17 protein-coding genes are annotated in these 16,716 nt (G+C 71.2%); 11 read left to right on the top strand and 6 right to left on the bottom strand.

What is annotated here, in order from left to right; translation table 11 throughout:
- Positions 1 to 4: 4 nt before the first annotated feature.
- Genes ACIBEA_RS23695 through ACIBEA_RS23705 form a run of 3 tightly spaced genes read right to left on the bottom strand, consistent with a single transcriptional unit; the run spans position 5 to position 2,864 of the window.
- Positions 5 to 1,639: an FAD-dependent oxidoreductase gene (locus tag ACIBEA_RS23695; protein ID WP_399264038.1), complete on the bottom strand. Its 1,635-nt coding sequence runs from the start codon at positions 1,637 to 1,639 to the stop codon at positions 5 to 7.
- 31 nt (positions 1,640 to 1,670) lie between these two features.
- Complete coding sequence (locus tag ACIBEA_RS23700; protein ID WP_399264040.1) at positions 1,671 to 2,408, bottom strand: Mut7-C RNAse domain-containing protein; 738 nt, start codon at positions 2,406 to 2,408, stop codon at positions 1,671 to 1,673.
- Between the two features lie 42 nt (positions 2,409 to 2,450).
- A complete protein-coding gene (locus ACIBEA_RS23705; RefSeq protein ID WP_399264042.1) occupies positions 2,451 to 2,864 on the bottom strand; it encodes a winged helix-turn-helix transcriptional regulator in 414 nt (137 codons plus the stop codon).
- A gap of 182 nt (positions 2,865 to 3,046) precedes the next feature.
- Here ACIBEA_RS23705 and ACIBEA_RS23710 point away from each other — a divergent pair, with 182 nt between their 5' ends.
- Positions 3,047 to 3,955 (top strand): NADP-dependent oxidoreductase, encoded by a 909-nt coding sequence (locus tag ACIBEA_RS23710; protein WP_399264393.1) that lies wholly within the window; start codon positions 3,047 to 3,049, stop codon positions 3,953 to 3,955.
- 65 nt (positions 3,956 to 4,020) lie between these two features.
- Here the strand turns inward: ACIBEA_RS23710 and ACIBEA_RS23715 are convergent, their stop codons facing one another.
- Both ACIBEA_RS23715 and ACIBEA_RS23720 read right to left on the bottom strand, forming a co-directional pair.
- On the bottom strand, positions 4,021 to 4,533 hold the full coding sequence (locus tag ACIBEA_RS23715) for a GNAT family N-acetyltransferase (RefSeq protein WP_399264044.1): 513 nt from the start codon (positions 4,531 to 4,533) through the stop codon (positions 4,021 to 4,023).
- Between the two features lie 173 nt (positions 4,534 to 4,706).
- Positions 4,707 to 5,330: a hypothetical protein gene (locus ACIBEA_RS23720; RefSeq protein ID WP_385787003.1), complete on the bottom strand. Its 624-nt coding sequence runs from the start codon at positions 5,328 to 5,330 to the stop codon at positions 4,707 to 4,709.
- A gap of 133 nt (positions 5,331 to 5,463) precedes the next feature.
- On the opposite strand from ACIBEA_RS23720, the gene hemL reads away from it, so the two are divergent.
- The 7 genes from hemL to ccsB all read left to right on the top strand — a co-directional run bounded on the left by hemL (position 5,464) and on the right by ccsB (position 13,329).
- The gene (gene hemL, locus ACIBEA_RS23725; protein ID WP_399264046.1) at positions 5,464 to 6,798 is read left to right on the top strand and encodes a glutamate-1-semialdehyde 2,1-aminomutase; all 1,335 of its coding nucleotides are present in this window, start codon (positions 5,464 to 5,466) and stop codon (positions 6,796 to 6,798) included.
- On the top strand, positions 6,795 to 7,475 hold the full coding sequence (locus ACIBEA_RS23730) for a histidine phosphatase family protein (RefSeq protein ID WP_385787000.1): 681 nt from the start codon (positions 6,795 to 6,797) through the stop codon (positions 7,473 to 7,475). The genes hemL and ACIBEA_RS23730 overlap by 4 nt, the downstream gene beginning before the upstream one ends.
- A 230-nt stretch (positions 7,476 to 7,705) precedes the next feature.
- Positions 7,706 to 8,947, top strand: coding sequence for a hypothetical protein (locus tag ACIBEA_RS23735; RefSeq protein WP_399264395.1), 1,242 nt, complete (start codon positions 7,706 to 7,708; stop codon positions 8,945 to 8,947).
- 132 nt (positions 8,948 to 9,079) lie between these two features.
- Entirely contained in the window at positions 9,080 to 9,715 is a 636-nt protein-coding gene (locus ACIBEA_RS23740) for a TlpA family protein disulfide reductase (RefSeq protein ID WP_399264049.1), read from the top strand.
- Positions 9,712 to 10,458, top strand: a complete 747-nt coding sequence (locus ACIBEA_RS23745; RefSeq protein WP_399264051.1) for a cytochrome c biogenesis CcdA family protein — start codon at positions 9,712 to 9,714, stop codon at positions 10,456 to 10,458. The genes ACIBEA_RS23740 and ACIBEA_RS23745 overlap by 4 nt, the downstream gene beginning before the upstream one ends.
- Positions 10,459 to 10,471: 13 nt before the next feature.
- Positions 10,472 to 12,244 carry a cytochrome c biogenesis protein ResB gene (locus ACIBEA_RS23750; protein WP_399264053.1) on the top strand — a complete coding sequence of 591 codons (1,773 nt, stop codon included), beginning with the start codon at positions 10,472 to 10,474 and terminating at the stop codon, positions 12,242 to 12,244.
- 2 nt (positions 12,245 to 12,246) lie between these two features.
- The gene (ccsB, locus tag ACIBEA_RS23755; RefSeq protein ID WP_399264397.1) at positions 12,247 to 13,329 is read left to right on the top strand and encodes a c-type cytochrome biogenesis protein CcsB; all 1,083 of its coding nucleotides are present in this window, start codon (positions 12,247 to 12,249) and stop codon (positions 13,327 to 13,329) included.
- An 85-nt stretch (positions 13,330 to 13,414) separates the two neighbouring features.
- Here ccsB and ACIBEA_RS23760 read toward each other — a convergent pair whose 3' ends face one another.
- Positions 13,415 to 13,774 carry a PLD nuclease N-terminal domain-containing protein gene (locus ACIBEA_RS23760; protein ID WP_399264055.1) on the bottom strand — a complete coding sequence of 120 codons (360 nt, stop codon included), beginning with the start codon at positions 13,772 to 13,774 and terminating at the stop codon, positions 13,415 to 13,417.
- An 88-nt stretch (positions 13,775 to 13,862) separates the two neighbouring features.
- On the opposite strand from ACIBEA_RS23760, the gene ACIBEA_RS23765 reads away from it, so the two are divergent.
- Genes ACIBEA_RS23765 through mqnP form a run of 3 tightly spaced genes read left to right on the top strand, consistent with a single transcriptional unit; the run spans position 13,863 to position 16,707 of the window.
- Positions 13,863 to 15,320, top strand: a complete 1,458-nt coding sequence (locus tag ACIBEA_RS23765; RefSeq protein ID WP_399264057.1) for a menaquinone biosynthesis decarboxylase — start codon at positions 13,863 to 13,865, stop codon at positions 15,318 to 15,320.
- Complete coding sequence (locus ACIBEA_RS23770) at positions 15,317 to 15,787, top strand: hypothetical protein (RefSeq protein WP_399264059.1); 471 nt, start codon at positions 15,317 to 15,319, stop codon at positions 15,785 to 15,787. The genes ACIBEA_RS23765 and ACIBEA_RS23770 overlap by 4 nt, the downstream gene beginning before the upstream one ends.
- On the top strand, positions 15,784 to 16,707 hold the full coding sequence (gene mqnP / locus ACIBEA_RS23775) for a menaquinone biosynthesis prenyltransferase MqnP (RefSeq protein WP_399264061.1): 924 nt from the start codon (positions 15,784 to 15,786) through the stop codon (positions 16,705 to 16,707). The genes ACIBEA_RS23770 and mqnP overlap by 4 nt, the downstream gene beginning before the upstream one ends.
- The last annotated feature ends 9 nt before the right edge of the window (positions 16,708 to 16,716 follow it).

Raw genomic sequence — 16,716 nt, forward strand, 5'->3', positions numbered from 1 at the left:
GTCGCTACTCCTTCTGGGGCCGCAGGATCCAGCGCGCGACGGCCCGGTCGATCTCGGCCGGAGTGGGGGCGGGGGCGGACCAGGCGACGTAACCGTCGGGGCGTACGAGCACGCAGGCGCTGCGTCCGGGGGTGCGCCAGGAGGCGTGGGTGAGCCCCGGCTCCGTCGCGGGTCGGGGTGCCGGGGCGGCGGATCCTTCGGTGCCGGTTGTGGTGGCGCCGGTTGTGGCGGTTGTGGTGGTGGCGCCGGTTCCGGGAGCCGTCCCGGGCGGGGTGATCAGGACGAAGGTGCCGGCGCGCAGCAACTCGTACAGCCTGCCCTCGCGCAGGACGGCGTCGGGTGCGCGACGGCCCACGGGGCGGGCGTCGCCGGGCGGCGGCGGGTAGGAGATGCCGATCCCGGAGACCATGCGGACCGCGCGGTCGCGCGCGGGGCGGATCCGTCCCAGCAGTGCGGCGCCGACGTTGCGGGCCGTGCGGCGGACCGGGGTGGTGGCCATCGTGATCCTGGTCAGGGCGCCGCTGCCGCGCAGTACGAGGCGGCCGACGGGATGCCGCTCGCCCTCGTAGCTGTCCAGCAGGGCCTCGGGGTCGGGGGCGCGTCCGAGGAGGACGGCCGTGAGCTTCCAGGAGAGGTTGGCGGCGTCCTGGAGGCCGGTGTTCATGCCCTGGCCGCCCGCGGGGGAGTGGACGTGGGCGGCGTCGCCGGCGAGGAAGACGCGGCCCACGCGGTAGTGCGGGACCTGGCGTTCGTCGGCGTGGAAGCGGGAGATCCAGCGGGGGTCGTGCATGCCGTGGTCGGTGCCGAGGGCGGTGCGCGTGATGGTGCGCAGTTCGTCGAAGTCGACGGGGTCGCCGTCCTGGGCCCGGCCGTCGCGGTGCCAGGCGATGGCCCGGTACCAGCCGTCGCCGAAGGGGACGAGGAAGGCGAAGGCCCGGCCGCTGCTGTTGACGGCGAGCTGGTCCGGCGGTTCCTCCGTCAGGCGTACGTCGGCCAGCACCATCGAGCTGACCACGGCGTGGCCGGGGAAGGGCAGGCCGAGTTCGCGGCGGACGGTGGAGCGGACGCCGTCGGCGCCGACGACGTGTCGGGCGTGCAGGGTGATCGCGGTGCCTGTGGTGTTCGTGGTGTTCGCGGGGGTGCGGAGGCTGAGGGTGACGGTGTCCTGACCCTCGGCCTGATGCAGTGCGATCAGCTCATGGTCGTACCGGAAGTCCACACCTGTGGACAACGCGCGACGCTCCAGCAGGCGTTCGGTCTCAAATTGAGGGGTGATGAGGACGAACGGGAAGCGGGTGGGGAGCGTGTCCAAGGAGAGGGTGAGTCCGCCGAAGAGGCGGAGTTGCCGGATCGGGCGGCCGGTGGCGACCAGGTCGTCGGCGAGTCCGCGCGCGTCGAGGAGTTCGAGGGTGCGGGCGTGGACGGCGAAGGCGCGCGTGAGGTTGGCGGCGGTCTGTGGGCGCCGTTCGATCAGGGCGACGGTCAGTCCGGCGGCGGCGAGATCTCCGGCGATGAGCAGACCGGTCGGACCGGCGCCGATCACCGCGACGTCCACGATGTCCATGACGTCCGCAACGTCCGCGACGGGTTCGGATTCGGGCGCGGGATCGGGCGCTGGGGCTGGGGCTTGGGATGTCATGGTGGAAGATCCTGCCCACCCCCGCCGGTCCCTACGCGGTGACGCCGCCGCCGAATTCGGCCAACGCCTCGCTGACGATCAGCTCCAGGCGGGCGTGGTGCGCGCCCCGCCAGTACACGCGCTCGCAGTCGGCGCATTGGGCGAACACGTCGTAGGAGCGCTGCGTGCCGCCCTCCAGGAGGTCGCCGACGCTGTCCTTGTCGGCCGCGCGCAGTGTTCCGTTGCAGGCGGTGCAGCGGGTCCAGGGGGTCAGCTCCGGCGCGAACCGGCCGAGGATGTCGCGCAATTGCTCGTCGGGGCTGTCGCTGTAGACGTAGGCGCCCGCCCAGATCTCGCGGCGCCGCAGCAGGCCGCGGTCGCGGGAGAGCAGGACGCGCCGCTCGGCGGCGGATCGGGTGGCCAGGGCGGGGTCGCCGATGTCCTCGTTCTCGTAGTCCGTGTCGATGCCGAGCAGGCGCATCCGACGGGCGAGCGTGCCGAGGTGGACGTCGAGGAGGAAGCGGAGCGGGGCGCCGGGGACCTCTTGCGGGCGGGGCGGACCGGAGACCTCGACGGACTCGCCGCCTCGGGGCACGTAGGAGACGGGCGCCTCGCGGCCGTCGACGAGCAGGCGGCCGACCTCGGTGAGCGGGACGCCGAAGGATTCGACGACGTGGCCCAGGCTGGAGGTTCCGTCGACCGTGGTGGGTACGCGCTCGCCGCGCCGACTGGGCGCGGTGAAGACGCGCAGCTCGGGGGCGAGGGTGAGGGTGATGTCCGGTCCGTTCACGGGGCCCAGCATGCCAGTTCGGGGCGGGGCGGCGAAGGTCAATTACGCGGGGTCGGCGGCTTCCTCGTCGTAGATCTCGCGGTGGGCGCTGACCTGGTCGAAGTGCTGCTCGGCCCAGTGCTTCACGGAGGTGAGGAGGCCGCCGAGGCTGTGGCCGAGGGGGGTGAGGCGGTAGTCGACGCGGACGGGCACGGAGGCGGTGACGGTGCGGCTGACGAGGCCGTCGCGTTCGAGGGCGCGCAGGGTCTGGGTGAGCATCTTCTGGCTGACCCCGGGGATGCGGCGGCCGAGGTCGCTGTAGCGCATGACCTCCGTCTCGTCGAGGGCGCTCAGGACGAGGCCGACCCACTTGTCGCTGATGCGGTCCAGGAGTTGGCTGGTCGGGCATTCCTTGAGGAAGGCGTCGTAGGCGTGGCGGGCCTCTTGGCGGCGGGTCTCGGCAGTGCGGGTGGCCATGGCGGGCTCACTTTCGGGTCGGGTACGCACCTTGCAGTGCGTACTTACGAAATGAAAGTACCTCTCCCTAAGTTAGTGCGCATCGGAGCGAACGAAATCGAGCGCAAGGGACGAGACCCATGAGCCAGAACCAGCACCAGACGCAGGGCCAGAAGCAGGGCCAGACGCAGGGCCGGAAGCTGATCGACGCGGCCGTCGTCACCGCCTTCGGTGGCCCGGAGCGGGTCGTGACGGCGCAGGTGCCGCTGCCGGTTCCGGGGGCCGGGCAGGTCCGGGTCCGGGTGCGGGCCGCGGGGCTCAATCCGGTGGACGCCCTGGTCCGCCTCGGGGTCTTCGGGGGCGAGGGGGAGCGGCTCGGCTTCGGGTGGGACGTGGCCGGCGAGGTCGATGCGGTCGGCGCCGGGGTGAGCGACTGGAACGTCGGTCAGCAGGTCGTCGGGCTGCACTACGGCGCGGTCAAGGAGCTCGGGACGCACGCGGAGTACGTGGTCCTCGATGAGGGCGCCCTCGCCGTCGCCCCCGAGTCCGTGGACGCGACCGCCGCCGCGGTGCTGCCGCTCAGCGGGCTCACGGCGGCCCGGGCCCTGGGCCAGTTGGGGCTGGCGGGCGGGGAGTCGGTGCTGGTCACCGGGGCGGCCGGGGTGATCGGCGGGCTGGCGGTCCAGCTCGCGGTGCACGCCGGGCTGAAGGTGACCGCGCTGGCGGCCCCGGCGGACGAGGAGCTGGTCCGGTCGCTGGGCGCCACCGACTTCGTGGCCCGGGGCACGGCCGGGGCGGATGCGGGGGTGCGGGTGGACGGGGTGCTGGATACCGCGGTGCTGGGGGAGGCCGCGCTGGACTTCGTCCGTGACGGCGGCGTCTACGTCGGGCTGCGGCCGGGCGGGGCCCCCGCTCCGGTCCGCGGGATCCGGGTCCTGGAGCAGGAGGTCGCGGCGGACGGGGCGCACCTGGCGCGGCTGGTGTCCTTGGTGGACGAGGGCGCGCTGACCCTGCGGGTGGGCGGGACCTACGCCCTGGCCGACGCGGCCGAGGCGCACGCCCGCCTCGCGGAGGGCGGCGCCCGGGGCCGGCTGGTCCTGACCGTGGCCTGAGCCCGCTCCGACGGTCGTGCCGGGCGGGCGGGCCGCGCAGGGTCAGGTGGGTGGTGCGGGTCGGGTCAGGCGGGCAGGGTGTAGCGCCAGTCGTGGCTCGGGTGGAACACGCCGGGCGGGTACTCGAAGTTGACGTCACCGAGCGACTCGAAGCCCGCCCGACGGCACACGGAGTTGGACGCGGCGTGATCCGTGCCGGGGAAGGCGTGCACGAAGCGTCGGGAGCCGTGTTCGGCGACGTACGCGAGGAGTTCGGTGATCGCCGCCACCGCGAGGCCGCGGCCCTGGTACTCGGGGAAGATCGCCCAGCCGCTCTCGTACACCTCTTCGTCGCGCCACTCGCGGGGCCAGAAGCCCACGGAACCGACGGTCTCGCCCGTCTCCGCCAGGCTGACCCGGAACATCCGTCCGGCGGCGGGTTCCCGGTCGCTCAGGGCGACGTACCGGCGCTGGCGGTCGGCCAGCTTCTCCTCGGACTCGGGTCCCCCCAAGTACTTGGTCATCTGGGGCTCGTTGGCCCGCAGCAGTAACCCGAGGTCCTCTTGGGACCAGGGGGTCAGACGCAGCGATATTTCCATGTTGAGGAGGGTACGAGGAACTCCTCCCCGCTGTCCGGGACTCGGCCCCATGTCGTGGCCGGAAGCGGTGAGAAGCGGAAGAGAGCGGAAGGGCGTCGAAGAAAGCGGAAGGGAGCCGGAGGGGGCCGAAGGAAGCGGAGCCGTCCCGGTCCCTCCCGGCCCGACGGGGTCCGTCAGGGCCAGACCAGGCAGTACGGCTGGTGGCCGGCCTCGTGCAGGCGGTGGGAGAAGTCCTGCCACTCGTGCAGCAGCTGGTAGACGTTGAAGGCGTCGCGCGGGCCGCCGCGATCGGGGACCGTGGACCAGATGAAGGCGGCCGCGCCGACGGACTCCTCGCCGATGCCGCGCAGCGGGTCGACCACCGTCATCGGGAGCTTGACCACCGCGTAGTCGGGGTGCAGGACCACGAGCTCCAGCGGCGGGACCTTGTGCAGGGGTATGCCTTCGATGCCGGTGAGGACCATCGCGGCCACCGTCTCCGGCTTGATCTTGCTGAACAGGCCGCCCATGCCGAGTTCGTCGCCGCCGAGCTGTTCCGGCCGCATCGAGATCGGGACGCGCGCCGCCGTGGCCCCGTCGGGGGCGCCGAAGTACTTGTAGGTCACTCCCATGCCGCGACCCCCCGGAACCGCGCTCGCGGGTGCTGGTACGCCGTCCACCGCGTCCGCGCCCCGGCGGCGGTGCTTGCCGCGGCGCCGGGCCTCTCGGGATGCCTCTCGGGAAGCGTCGCGGGCCTCGCGCGCACGCTCGGGCCCCAGGCCGTCCGTACCCTCGCCCGGTCCGCCACCGCGTTGCATATCTCCACCCGACTGGTCTTGCCTGCCCCGGCCCCGTGACCCCGGCCACGCGGCCTGATCATCATGGCAGTGACCTCCCCCGCGGCGGCGTGGTGAAACGCCCGTCCGCAAGTCTGTCGCGGCCTCTGAGACCATGGCTGGTGTGAGCTACCCGTATCCGTATGAAGCCCCAGTCTCGCAGAACCTGTTTGACCGCGCGTCCCTCGTGACCCCCGGCGGCGTGAACTCTCCGGTGCGTGCATTCCGCGCCGTGGGGGGAACGCCCCGGTTCATGGTGTCTGGTACCGGTCCGTACCTCACCGATGCCGATGGCCGCGAGTACGTCGACCTGGTCTGCTCGTGGGGGCCGATGATCCTCGGCCATTCCCACCCCGCCGTGATCGAGGCCGTGCAGGCCGCGGTCGCCCGCGGCACGTCCTTCGGCACCCCCGGCGAGGGCGAGGTCGCGCTCGCCGAGGAGATCGTCGCGCGGATCGCGCCCGTCGAGCAGGTGCGCCTGGTGTCCTCCGGTACGGAGGCCACCATGTCCGCGATCCGGCTGGCCCGTGGTTTCACCGGCCGGGCCAAGATCGTGAAGTTCGCGGGCTGCTACCACGGCCACGTGGACGCGCTGCTCGCCGCCGCCGGATCGGGCCTCGCGACCTTCGCGCTGCCCGACACCCCCGGTGTGACGGGTGCGCAGGCGGCCGACACGATCGTCCTCCCCTACAACGACCTCGAAGCGGTCCGTGCCGCCTTCGCCGCGCACCCCGGTGAGATCGCCTGTGTGATCACCGAGGCCGCGCCCGGCAACATGGGCGTGGTGACCCCCGGCGAGGGGTTCAACCAGGGCCTGGCCGACCTGTGCCGCGCGAACGGCGCGCTGTACGTCTCCGACGAGGTCATGACGGGCTTCCGCACCTCCCGCGCCGGATGGTTCGGCGTGGACGGGGTCGCGCCCGACCTGATGACCTTCGGCAAGGTCATGGGCGGCGGCTTCCCGGCCGCGGCCTTCGGCGGCCGCGCCGACGTCATGGGGCACCTGGCCCCCGTCGGCCCCGTCTACCAGGCGGGCACCCTCTCCGGGAACCCGATCGCCACCGCCGCCGGCCTCGCGCAGCTGCGGCTGCTCGACAACGCGGCGTACGCGAAGGTCGACGCCGTGTCGGCCGAGATCCAGGGCCTGGTGACGGACGCGCTCCGCAAGGAGGGCGTGGCGCACCGGCTGCAGACCGCGTCCAACATGTTCTCCGTCTTCTTCACCGAGGACGAGGTCAGGAACTACGACGACGCCAAGAAGCAGGAGAGCTTCCGCTTCACCGGCTTCTTCCACTCGATGCTGGCCCAGGGCGTCTACCTGCCGCCCTCGTCCTTCGAGTCCTGGTTCGTCTCCACCGCCCACGACGAGCGGGCGATCGAGCGCATCGCGGCCGCGCTGCCCGCCGCCGCCCGCGCCGCCGCCGAGGCCACCCCGGAGGCCACCGCATGAGCAGCAGCGACATCACCGTCGTCCACCTGATGCGCCACGGAGAGGTGCACAACCCGGACGGGGTCCTCTACGGGCGCCGCCCCGGCTACCACCTCTCCGAGCTGGGCCGCCAGATGGCCGAGCGGGTCGCCGAGCACCTGGAGAACCGCGACATCACCCATGTCGTGTCCTCCCCGCTGGAGCGCGCGCAGGAGACGGCGGCCCCGATCGCCAAGGCGCACAGCCTGGACCTGGCGACCGACGGGCGGCTGATCGAGGCGGGCAACGTCTTCGAGGGCAAGACCTTCGGCGTCGGCGACGGCGCCCTGCGCAAGCCCGCCAACTGGAAGCACCTGACGAACCCGTTCCAGCCGTCCTGGGGCGAGCCGTACATCGAGCAGGTGGTCCGGATGATGGGCGCGCTCGACGCGGCGCGCGACGCTGCCCGCGGGCACGAGGCGGTGTGCGTGAGCCACCAGCTGCCGATCTGGATCGTGCGCAGCTTCGCCGAGAAGCGCAGGCTGTGGCACGACCCGCGGCGCCGGCAGTGCACGTTGGCCTCGCTGACGTCGTTCACGTACCAGGGCGACAAGATCGTGTCGGTGGGCTACAGCGAGCCGGCCCGGGACCTGGTCCCGGCGCACCTGCTCGCGGGCGCGAAGCCGGTGAAGGGCAAGTCGAAGGCGTTCGGCGCCTGAGTCGTGACGCCGGCGGACCTGCCAGCCGGTCCGCCGGTCCGCGGGTCCGCCGGTCCGCCGGTTCGCGGGCCTGCGGGCCCGCGGTCCGGTCCGGAGGCGCTGCCTCCGATCGTCAAGATTCGACATGGCCAGACCTAATTTCATACAAGTAGCCGCGCTGCTGCCGATCTGACGCTCAGCCTGCGTTGGAATGTCCGTTTATACGACATTCCATCAGCGAGGTGAGCGACATGCGTGAGGTCAGCCGGAGGGGTGCGCTCGGACTCGGGCTCGGCGCCGTGGCCGCGATGGGGATCGCGGGTTGCAGCGGCGGGTCCGGCTCCGGGGGCGCCCACATGGGTGCGGGTTCCGGCAAGGCCGGCCCCGGCCCGAGCGGCGGGGCCGCCCACCCGGTCAGGCCCATCGGGGACGGTTCCACCGCGGACACGGGCCCCCAGCCCCACCAGCCCGCGAAGCCCGTCCCCCTCCAGCCCGGGGAGACCCCGCCGCAGTTCGTCGTCTTCAGCTGGGACGGCGCGGGCGAGATCGGCAACGGTCTCTTCCCGCGCTTCCTCAAGCTCGCCAAGGACCACCACGCGGGCATGACCTTCTTCCTCTCCGGGCTCTACCTGCTCCCCGAGTCGAAGCGGGAGCTCTACCGCCCGCCCAACAACCCGGTGGGCGCCTCCGACATCGGGTTCCTGAAGGACGAGAACGTCCGCAACACCCTGAAGTGCGTGCGCGCGGCCTGGCTCGACGGCCACGAGATCGGCACCCACTTCAACGGGCACTTCTGCGGCGGATCCGGCTCGGTCGCCCACTGGAGCGCGCAGGACTGGCACAGCGAGATCGAGCAGGCCGTGTCCTTCGTCACCAACTGGCGCACCAACACCGGCTTCACCGACCTCGAACCGCTGCCCTTCGACTACGCGAAGGAGCTCGTCGGGGCCCGCACGCCGTGCCTGCTCGGCCAGGACCAGCTGCTGCCCACCGCCGAGAAGCTCGGCTGGCGCTACGACGCCAGCTCGCCCGGCGGCCTCCAGCAGTGGCCGGAGAAGAAGGGGAAGGTGTGGGACCTACCTCTGCAGTCCATGCCCTTCCCCGGCCACTCCTTCGAGGTGCTCTCGATGGACTACAACATCCTCGCCAACCAATCGCAGAACACCACCCGGGGCGTTCCCTCCAACTACCCGGGCTGGCGCAGTCAGGCCACGGCCGCCTACCAGGGCGGCTTCCGGCGGGCGTACGAGACGAACCGCGCGCCGCTCTTCATCGGCAACCACTTCGAGGACTGGAACGGCGGCATCTATATGGACGCCGTCGAGGAAGCGCTCAAGTCGATGGCGGACAAAAGCGACGTACGGCTCGTATCGTTCAGGCAGTTCACCGACTGGCTCGACGTCCAGGACCCCAAGGTGCTCGCCAAACTGCGGGGCCTGGCCCCCGGTCAGCCGCCGACCGGCGGCTGGAAGACCTTCCTGACCGCGGCCTGACCAGCCCCTGACCAGCCCCTGACCAGCCCCGGACCACCCCCTGACCAGCCTCTGACCAGGGGGTGGTCAGGATCCGGCCGGGCGGCCGGGGGGCGCGCAAGATCCACAATTCGCCCATGCGAAACTTTTCACATGAGCCTTAGCCGCGCCCCCCGACGCCGCCGCTCGACCAGCGGCCGCGCCGCCTTGCTGACCGCGGTGGCCGTCGCAGGCGCCCTCACCCTCACCTCCTGCGGAGATTCGGCCGGTGGAGCCAAGTCCTCCGGCTCCGCGGGCGGCAACTACGTGACGGGCCCGGGCGGCATCTCCACCGTCGCCAAGGGCCGGCGCGACGACGCCCCCAAGCTCGACGGCGAGACCGTCGACGGCAAGACGCTCGACACGACCACCCTCAAGGGGAAGGTCGTCGTCCTGAACGTCTGGGGCTCCTGGTGCCCGCCGTGCCGCGCCGAGGCCCCCTACTTCGCCAAGGTCTCCAAGGAGATGGCCGACGCGGGCAAGGACATCGCCTTCGTCGGGATCAACACCCGCGACAACAGCAAGCAGAACGCGGTCTCCTTCGAGGAGAACTTCGGGATCACCTACCCGAGCCTCTACGACCCCGACGGCAAGCTGATGCTCCGCTTCCCCAAGGGCACGCTCAACGCGCAGTCGATCCCCTCCACGATCGTCCTCGACAAGGAGGGCAAGATCGCCGCCCGCACCCTCGTCGCGGTCAACGAGGAGCAGCTGCGCAAGATGATCGACCCGCTCCTCGCGGAGAAGTGACCGGCGTGAACGAGACCGTTTTCAGCGGCGCCCTGCTGCTCGCCCTGCCCATCGCCGTGCTCGCCGGGCTCGTCTCCTTCTTCTCCCCGTGCGTGCTGCCGCTCGTCCCCGGCTACCTCTCCTACGTGACCGGCGTCACCGGCGCCGACATGGCCGAGGCCCGGCGCGGCCGGATGCTGGCCGGGGCGAGCCTGTTCGTCCTCGGCTTCACCGCCGTCTTCGTCTCCACCGGCGCGCTCTTCGGGTTCTTCGGCGACGTCCTCCAGGACAACCGGACCCTGATCTCCCGGGTGCTCGGCGGCGTCGTCATCCTCATGGGGCTCTTCTTCATGGGACTGATCCCGGGCCTGACGATGCGGGAGTTCCGCTTCCACAAGAAGCCCACCGGGGGCCTGATCGGCGCGCCCGTCCTCGGAGTCCTCTTCGGCATCGGGTGGACGCCCTGCATGGGCCCGACCCTCACCGCCGTGAACACGCTCTCCCTGAACGAGGCGAGCGCCGGCCGCGGCGCGCTGCTGACCACGGCGTACTGTCTGGGCCTCGGCCTGCCCTTCATCCTCGCCGCGATCGCCTTCCGCAAGGCGCTCGGCGCCTTCGGCTGGGTGAAGAAGCACTACGCGTGGGTGATGCGGATCGGGGGCGGCATGCTGGTCCTGACCGGTCTGCTGCTCGTCACAGGTTGGTGGGACACGATCGTCAACGACATGCAGAGCTGGACACAGGGCTTCACGGTGGGGATCTGAGGACTAAGAGCACATGAGTACGAGCGACAAGGCGCCCACCGCGGCGTCGGACCCCGAACACGACGCGGCCGCCCCGGAAGCCGACACGGAAGCGGCGGCGGCCGCCACCGACGCCGCGGCGTCGGCCCAGTTGTCCACCGCCCCGCTGGAGGATCCCCCGGCCGGCGGCCCCGCCGTCGGCATCGGTGTGCTCGGCTGGGCCCGCTGGTTCTGGCGCCAGCTCACCTCCATGCGGGTGGCGCTGATCCTGCTCTTCCTGCTGTCCCTCGGCTCGATCCCCGGCTCGCTGATCCCGCAGAACCGGGTCGACCCGATGAAGGTCGCGCTCTGGAAGGGCAAGCACGAGTTCTGGGTGCCGGTCGCCGAGAAGCTCCAGCTCTTCGACGTCTACAGCTCGGTGTGGTTCTCCGCGATCTACATCCTGCTCTTCGTGTCGCTGATCGGCTGCATCATCCCGCGCACCTGGCAGTTCGTCGGCCAGCTCCGCGGCCGCCCGCCGGGCGCCCCCCGGCGCCTGGACCGGCTCCCCGCCTACACCACCTGGCGCACCGGAGCGGCCCCGGACGAGGTCCTCGCGCACGCCGAGGAGGTGCTCGGCGGGCGCCGCTTCCGTACCGCCCCCGACACCGCCGGGCACGCGGTGGCCGCGGAGAAGGGGTACCTGCGCGAGGCCGGGAACCTGGCCTTCCACATCGCCCTGATCGTGATGCTGGTGGCCTTCGCCACCGGCCAGCTCCTCAAGTCCGAGGGCGGCAAGCTCGTCCTGCGCGGCAAGGGCTTCGCCAACACGCTCACCCAGTACGACGACTTCAAGTCCGGCAGCCTCTTCGACTCGGACGACCTGCCGCCCTTCAGCTTCACCCTGGACAAGTTCGACGCGGAGTACGAGAAGAGCGGCCCGCAGAAGGGCACCCCGCGCGAGTTCAAGGCGTACGTCACCTACAGCAAGGGCGCGCACGGCGCCCCGACGAAGACCGAGATCGAGGTCAACAAGCCGCTCGACGTCGAGGGCTCCAAGGTCTACCTGCTGGGCCACGGCTACGCGCCGATCCTCTCGGTGACCGACCCCTCCGGCAAGGTGGTCTTCAAGGACGCCGTGCCGATGCTGCCGCAGGACGCGAACCTGACCTCCGCCGGAGCCGTCAAGGTCACCGACGGCTACCAGGACAAGAACGGCAAGAAGGAGCAGCTGGGCTTCAACGCCCGCTTCGTGCCGACCTTCGCGGGCAAGGGAGGGGGCACGATGCTCTCGCAGTTCCCCGCCGCGGACTTCCCGGTCCTGGCGCTCAACGCCTGGCACGGCAGCCTGGGCGTGGACTCGGGGCTGCCGCAGAACGTCTACCAGCTCGACACCGCCAAGATGCAGCAGTTCAAGAAGGAGAACGGCGACCCGTTCTCCCAGCTGATGCTCCCCGGCGAGACGATGACGCTCCCCGACGGTGCGGGCACCGTGAAGTTCGAGGGCATCGAGCGCTGGGCCACCTTCCAGATCTCCCAGGAGCCCGGCACCGGCTACGCCCTGGCGGGCGCGGTGGCGGCCATCCTGGGCCTGGCCGCGTCCCTCTTCATCCAGCGCCGCCGGATCTGGGTCCGGGCGGTGACCGGCGAGGACGGCGTGACCGTCGTCGAGATGGCGGGCCTCGGCCGCAGCGAGTCCGCCAAGCTCCCCGAGGAACTCGCCGACCTGGCCGCCCGGCTGAACGAGCGGGCGCCCACCGCACCCGCGCCCGAGGCCGTCCCCGGCAACAACCCTGTCGAAGCAACCGTTGAAGGAGGACGCGGATGACGCTGCTCGCAGCCGCCGCGACCAACACGAGCCTGGCCCACGCCAGCAACGTGCTGATCTATTCGTCGATGGCGGTCTACATGCTCGCCTTCTTCGCCCACATCGCCGAGTGGACCTTCGGCAGCCGCAGCAAGGTGGCCCGTACGGCCAACGCGCTGACGGCGGGAGCGGGCGCCGCGAAGGCCCCCGCCGTCCAGGTCCGCACGAAGGCGGGGGGCACCGCGGTCCTCGACAAGCCGCAGGTCGTCACCCGCTCCGCCACCGGCACGCGCGACGTGCCGGACGGCCCCGGCGCGGCCGGCGGCACGGTCAAGGGCGACCTGTACGGCCGGATCGCGATCTCGCTGACCGCCCTCGGCTTCCTGCTCGCGGCCGGTGGCGTGGTCAGCCGCGCCCTGTCGGTGCAGCGGGCGCCCTGGGGCAACATGTACGAGTTCTCGATCACCTTCTCCACGGTGGCCGCGGGCGCCTACCTGCTGCTGCTGGCCCTGGGCAAGAACGTCCGCTGGATCGGCCTGATCCTGGTCACCACGGTCCTGCTGGACCTGGGCGTGGCCACGACCTGGCTCTACACCGACAGCGCGGCGCTGGTCCCGGCCCTGCACTCGTACTGGCTGTGGATCCACGTCTCCACCGCGATCATCTGCGGCGCGGTCTTCTACATCGGTGCGGCCGGTACGGTCCTCTACCTGTTCCGCGACGGGTACGAGAACCACCTCGCCCAGGGACGCAAGCCCGGCACCTTCCGCACCTCGGTCATGGAGCGGCTGCCCTCGGCGTCCTCGCTCGACAAGTTCTCGTACCGGATCAACGCGGCGGTCTTCCCGCTGTGGACCTTCACGATCATCGCGGGCGCGATCTGGGCGAACGACGCCTGGGGCCGGTACTGGGGCTGGGACCCCAAGGAGGTCTGGTCCTTCATCACCTGGGTCGCCTACGCCTGCTACCTGCACGCGCGCGCCACGGCCGGATGGAAGGGCCGCAAGGCCGCCTACCTGGCGCTCTTCGCCTTCGCGTGCTGGATCTGGAACTACTACGGCGTGAACATCCTGCTCAACGGCAAGCACTCCTACGGCGGGGTGTAGTCGAGCGGCACGGCGAACGGCGATGGGCCCGGCCCCCCGAGGGGGGGCCGGGCCCATCGCCGTTCGCCGTGTTCCAACGCGTCGACTAGCCCTTGTCGGGGTCGTTGCGGTCCGTCCCGTCCTGCTTGCCCTGGCCGTCCTGCTTGCCCGGGCGGTCCTGTCGCTCCTGCTCCTCGCGCAGCGACTTCAGGAACTCCGGGTTGTCGTCCGGCGCGACCCACTGGGTCCGGCGCGCCCGGCCGCCGCCGAAGCCGCCGCCGACCGCGGAGCGCTTCTTCCCGGCGAACAGCCACACGACGGGGCCGACGATCGAGAACAGCAGGATGATGATCACCCAGACCACCTTCGGGAGGTGCTTGACCTCTTCCTCGGGCGTGTTCAGGCAGTCGATGAAGGCGTAGATGGTCAGCGCGATGATCAGCAGGAACGGCAGATAGCGCAGCACGGTGAGAGCCAGACCCCCAAGACGGTGGCGGGGCCGCGTCGGGCCCCGGTGACTCCCCCAGGGTAGTCCGTGGCCGATACTGGGTCGCATGGCTTACGACGATCTCCGCTCGCTGCTCCGGGCTCTGGAGCGGGAGGGCGACCTCAAGCGCATCAAGGCCGAAGTGGACCCGTACCTGGAGGTCGGGGAGATCGTCGACAGAGTGAACAAGGCGGGCGGGCCCGCGCTGCTCTTCGAGAACGTCAAGGGTTCGGCGATGCCGCTGGCCATGAACGTCTTCGGCACCGACCGCCGCCTGCTCAAAGCCCTCGGCCTGAAGTCCTACGCCGAGATCAGCGAGAAGATCGGCGGCCTGCTCAAGCCCGAGCTGCCGCAGGGCTTCATCGGGGTCCGCGAGGCCTTCGGCAAGCTCGGCTCGATGGTGCACGTACCGCCGAAGAAGGTGAAGGGCGAGTCCGCGCCCGTCCAGGAGGTCGTCCTCACCGGGGACGACGTGGACCTGGACCGGCTGCCGGCCCTCTTCACCTGGCCCAAGGACGGCGGCTCCTTCTTCAACCTGGGCCTGACCCACACCAAGCACCCCGAGACGGGCGTGCGCAACCTCGGGCTCTACCGTCTCCAGCGCCACGACAAGCGCACCATCGGCATGCACTGGCAGATCCACAAGGACAGCCGCAACCACTACGCCGTCGCCGCCAAGAAGGGCGAGCGGCTCCCGGTCGCGATCGCCTTCGGCTGCCCCCCGGCCGTGACGTACGCGTCCACCGCGCCGCTGCCCGGCGACATCGACGAGTACCTCTTCGCCGGGTTCGTCGCGGGCAAGCGGATCGAGATGGTGGACTGCAAGACCGTCCCGCTCCAGGTCCCGGCCCACGCCGAGGTCGTCATCGAGGGCTGGCTGGAGCCGGGTGAGACGCTCCCCGAGGGCCCCTTCGGCGACCACACCGGTTTCTACACCCCGCAGGAGCCCTTCCCGGCCCTGAAGATCGACTGCGTGACGATGCGCAAGCGTCCGCTGATCCAGTCGATCGTCGTCGGCCGCCCGCCGACCGAGGACGGTCCGCTGGGCCGCGCGACGGAGCGGTTCTTCCTGCCGCTGCTCAAGATCATCGTTCCGGACATCGTGGACTACCACCTGCCGGAGTCGGGCGGCTTCCACAACTGCGCGATCGTCTCGATCGACAAGAAGTACCCGAAGCACGCGCAGAAGGTCATGCACGCCATCTGGGGCGCGCACATGATGTCGCTCACCAAGCTGATCATCGTGGTGGACTCCGACTGCGACGTGCACGACCTGCACGAGGTCTCCTGGCGGGCGCTGGGCAACACGGACTACGCCCGCGACCTCACCGTCGTCGAAGGCCCGGTGGACCACCTGGACCACGCCTCCTACCAGCAGTTCTGGGGCGGCAAGGCGGGCATCGACGCCACGAAGAAACTGCCCGAAGAGGGCTACACCCGCGACGGCGGCTGGCCGGACATGGTCGAGTCCGACCCCGCGACCGCGGCCCTGGTCGACCGCCGCTGGAAGGAATACGGACTGTGAGCCCCATCGGAGTGAGCGGCCCGGAGCTGTTCATCGGCACCGACGCCGCCTACGTGGCCCTCGTCCGGCCGCAGATCGACCCGACGCTGGCGGAGGTCAAGCTCGCGGCCGAGGAGGCCGGGGTGACGCCCGAGGAGTTCGCGGGCCCCGGCAACATCTGGGCGCTGATGCTCGACGTGGACGGCGAGGGCGACGGCTTCGAGCTGCCCGGCGCGCGGGACGTGGAGGCTGACGACTTCGCGGAGCAGCTCCAGCGGGCGCTGGGGGCCGGCGGGCCGTTCACCGCGGAGGCCGGGAACTTCCTCTCCCTCGACGCGCGCCCGGACGGCGCCGACGGCTGGCGGCTGACCGCGAAGGTCACCCCGCCCGAGGGGCACGACCAGGGTCCCCGGACCCTGGAACTCGGCCCGCTCCGCACCGCGGAGCTCCTGGCCGACCTAGAAGACTTCCGGAGAAGCCTCGCATGATGACGACCGCCGACGGAGTGGTCGGCCCCGGCCCCGCGCCGCAGCCCACCGGCAAGGTGAAGGCGTTCCTGCGGCTGGTGATGATCGAGCACTCGGTCTTCGCGCTGCCCTTCGCCTACATCGCCGCCCTCACCGCGATGTTCCAGCTGGACCGCGAGGTCCACTGGATCAAGCTGCTGCTGGTCACCGTCGCCATGGTGGGCCTGCGCACCTTCGCGATGGCCGCCAACCGGATCATCGACCGCGAGATCGACGCCCGTAACCCGCGCACCGCGGGCCGCGAGCTGGTGACCGGCGCGGTCTCGGTGCGCTCCGCCTGGACCGGCGCCGGCGTCGCGCTCGCGGTGTTCCTCGGGGCGGCGGCGCTGCTGAACCCGCTGTGCCTGGCGCTCGCGCCCATCGCGGTGATCCCGATGGTGGTGTACCCGTACGGCAAGCGCTTCACGAACTTCCCGCACGCGATCCTGGGCCTGGCGCAGGCGATGGGTCCGGTCGGGGCCTGGCTGGCGATCACCGGCGAGTGGTCCTGGGACGCGGTCGTCCTCGGGCTCGCGGTCGGCGTGTGGATCGGCGGCTTCGACCTGATCTTCGGCTGCCAGGACGTGATGGCCGACCGTGCGGAGGGCGTCAAGTCCGTCCCCGCCCGCTTCGGTGTTCCGGCGGCGCTTTGGGGCGCGCGAGTCTGTCATGTCGTGACCACCGGACTGCTGGTCTGGTACGCGCTCGCCACCGGTGCCGGGGTCTTCTTCTGGGCCGGGATGATCGTCGTGGTGGCCGCCTTCGGCTACGAGCACTCGATCGTGACGCCCAAGGACCTGTCCCGGCTGAACCGGGCCTTCTTCACCGTCAACGGCTTCATCGGCATCGCGCTCTTCGTCTGCGCGCTGGGGGACCTGATGGTGCGGGGGCTGACGCTGTAAGTCCCGGAT

Source organism: Streptomyces sp. NPDC051555, from assembly GCF_044454405.1.
GTDB lineage: Bacteria > Actinomycetota > Actinomycetes > Streptomycetales > Streptomycetaceae > Streptomyces.

Excerpts from the sequence above, each read along its gene's own strand:
- ACIBEA_RS23735 (WP_399264395.1), top strand. The coding sequence starts at position 7,706 with ATGCGTGAGGTCAGCCGGAGGGGTGCGCTCGGACTCGGGCTCGGCGCC.
- hemL (WP_399264046.1), top strand. The coding sequence starts at position 5,464 with ATGGCTGGTGTGAGCTACCCGTATCCGTATGAAGCCCCAGTCTCGCAG.
- mqnP (WP_399264061.1), top strand. The coding sequence starts at position 15,784 with ATGATGACGACCGCCGACGGAGTGGTCGGCCCCGGCCCCGCGCCGCAG.
- ACIBEA_RS23695 (WP_399264038.1), bottom strand. The coding sequence starts at position 1,639 with ATGACATCCCAAGCCCCAGCCCCAGCGCCCGATCCCGCGCCCGAATCC.
- ACIBEA_RS23730 (WP_385787000.1), top strand. The coding sequence starts at position 6,795 with ATGAGCAGCAGCGACATCACCGTCGTCCACCTGATGCGCCACGGAGAG.
- ACIBEA_RS23715 (WP_399264044.1), bottom strand. The coding sequence starts at position 4,533 with ATGGAAATATCGCTGCGTCTGACCCCCTGGTCCCAAGAGGACCTCGGG.
- ACIBEA_RS23705 (WP_399264042.1), bottom strand. The coding sequence starts at position 2,864 with ATGGCCACCCGCACTGCCGAGACCCGCCGCCAAGAGGCCCGCCACGCC.
- ACIBEA_RS23740 (WP_399264049.1), top strand. The coding sequence starts at position 9,080 with ATGAGCCTTAGCCGCGCCCCCCGACGCCGCCGCTCGACCAGCGGCCGC.
- ACIBEA_RS23765 (WP_399264057.1), top strand. The coding sequence starts at position 13,863 with ATGGCTTACGACGATCTCCGCTCGCTGCTCCGGGCTCTGGAGCGGGAG.
- ACIBEA_RS23750 (WP_399264053.1), top strand. The coding sequence starts at position 10,472 with ATGAGTACGAGCGACAAGGCGCCCACCGCGGCGTCGGACCCCGAACAC.
- ACIBEA_RS23720 (WP_385787003.1), bottom strand. The coding sequence starts at position 5,330 with ATGCAACGCGGTGGCGGACCGGGCGAGGGTACGGACGGCCTGGGGCCC.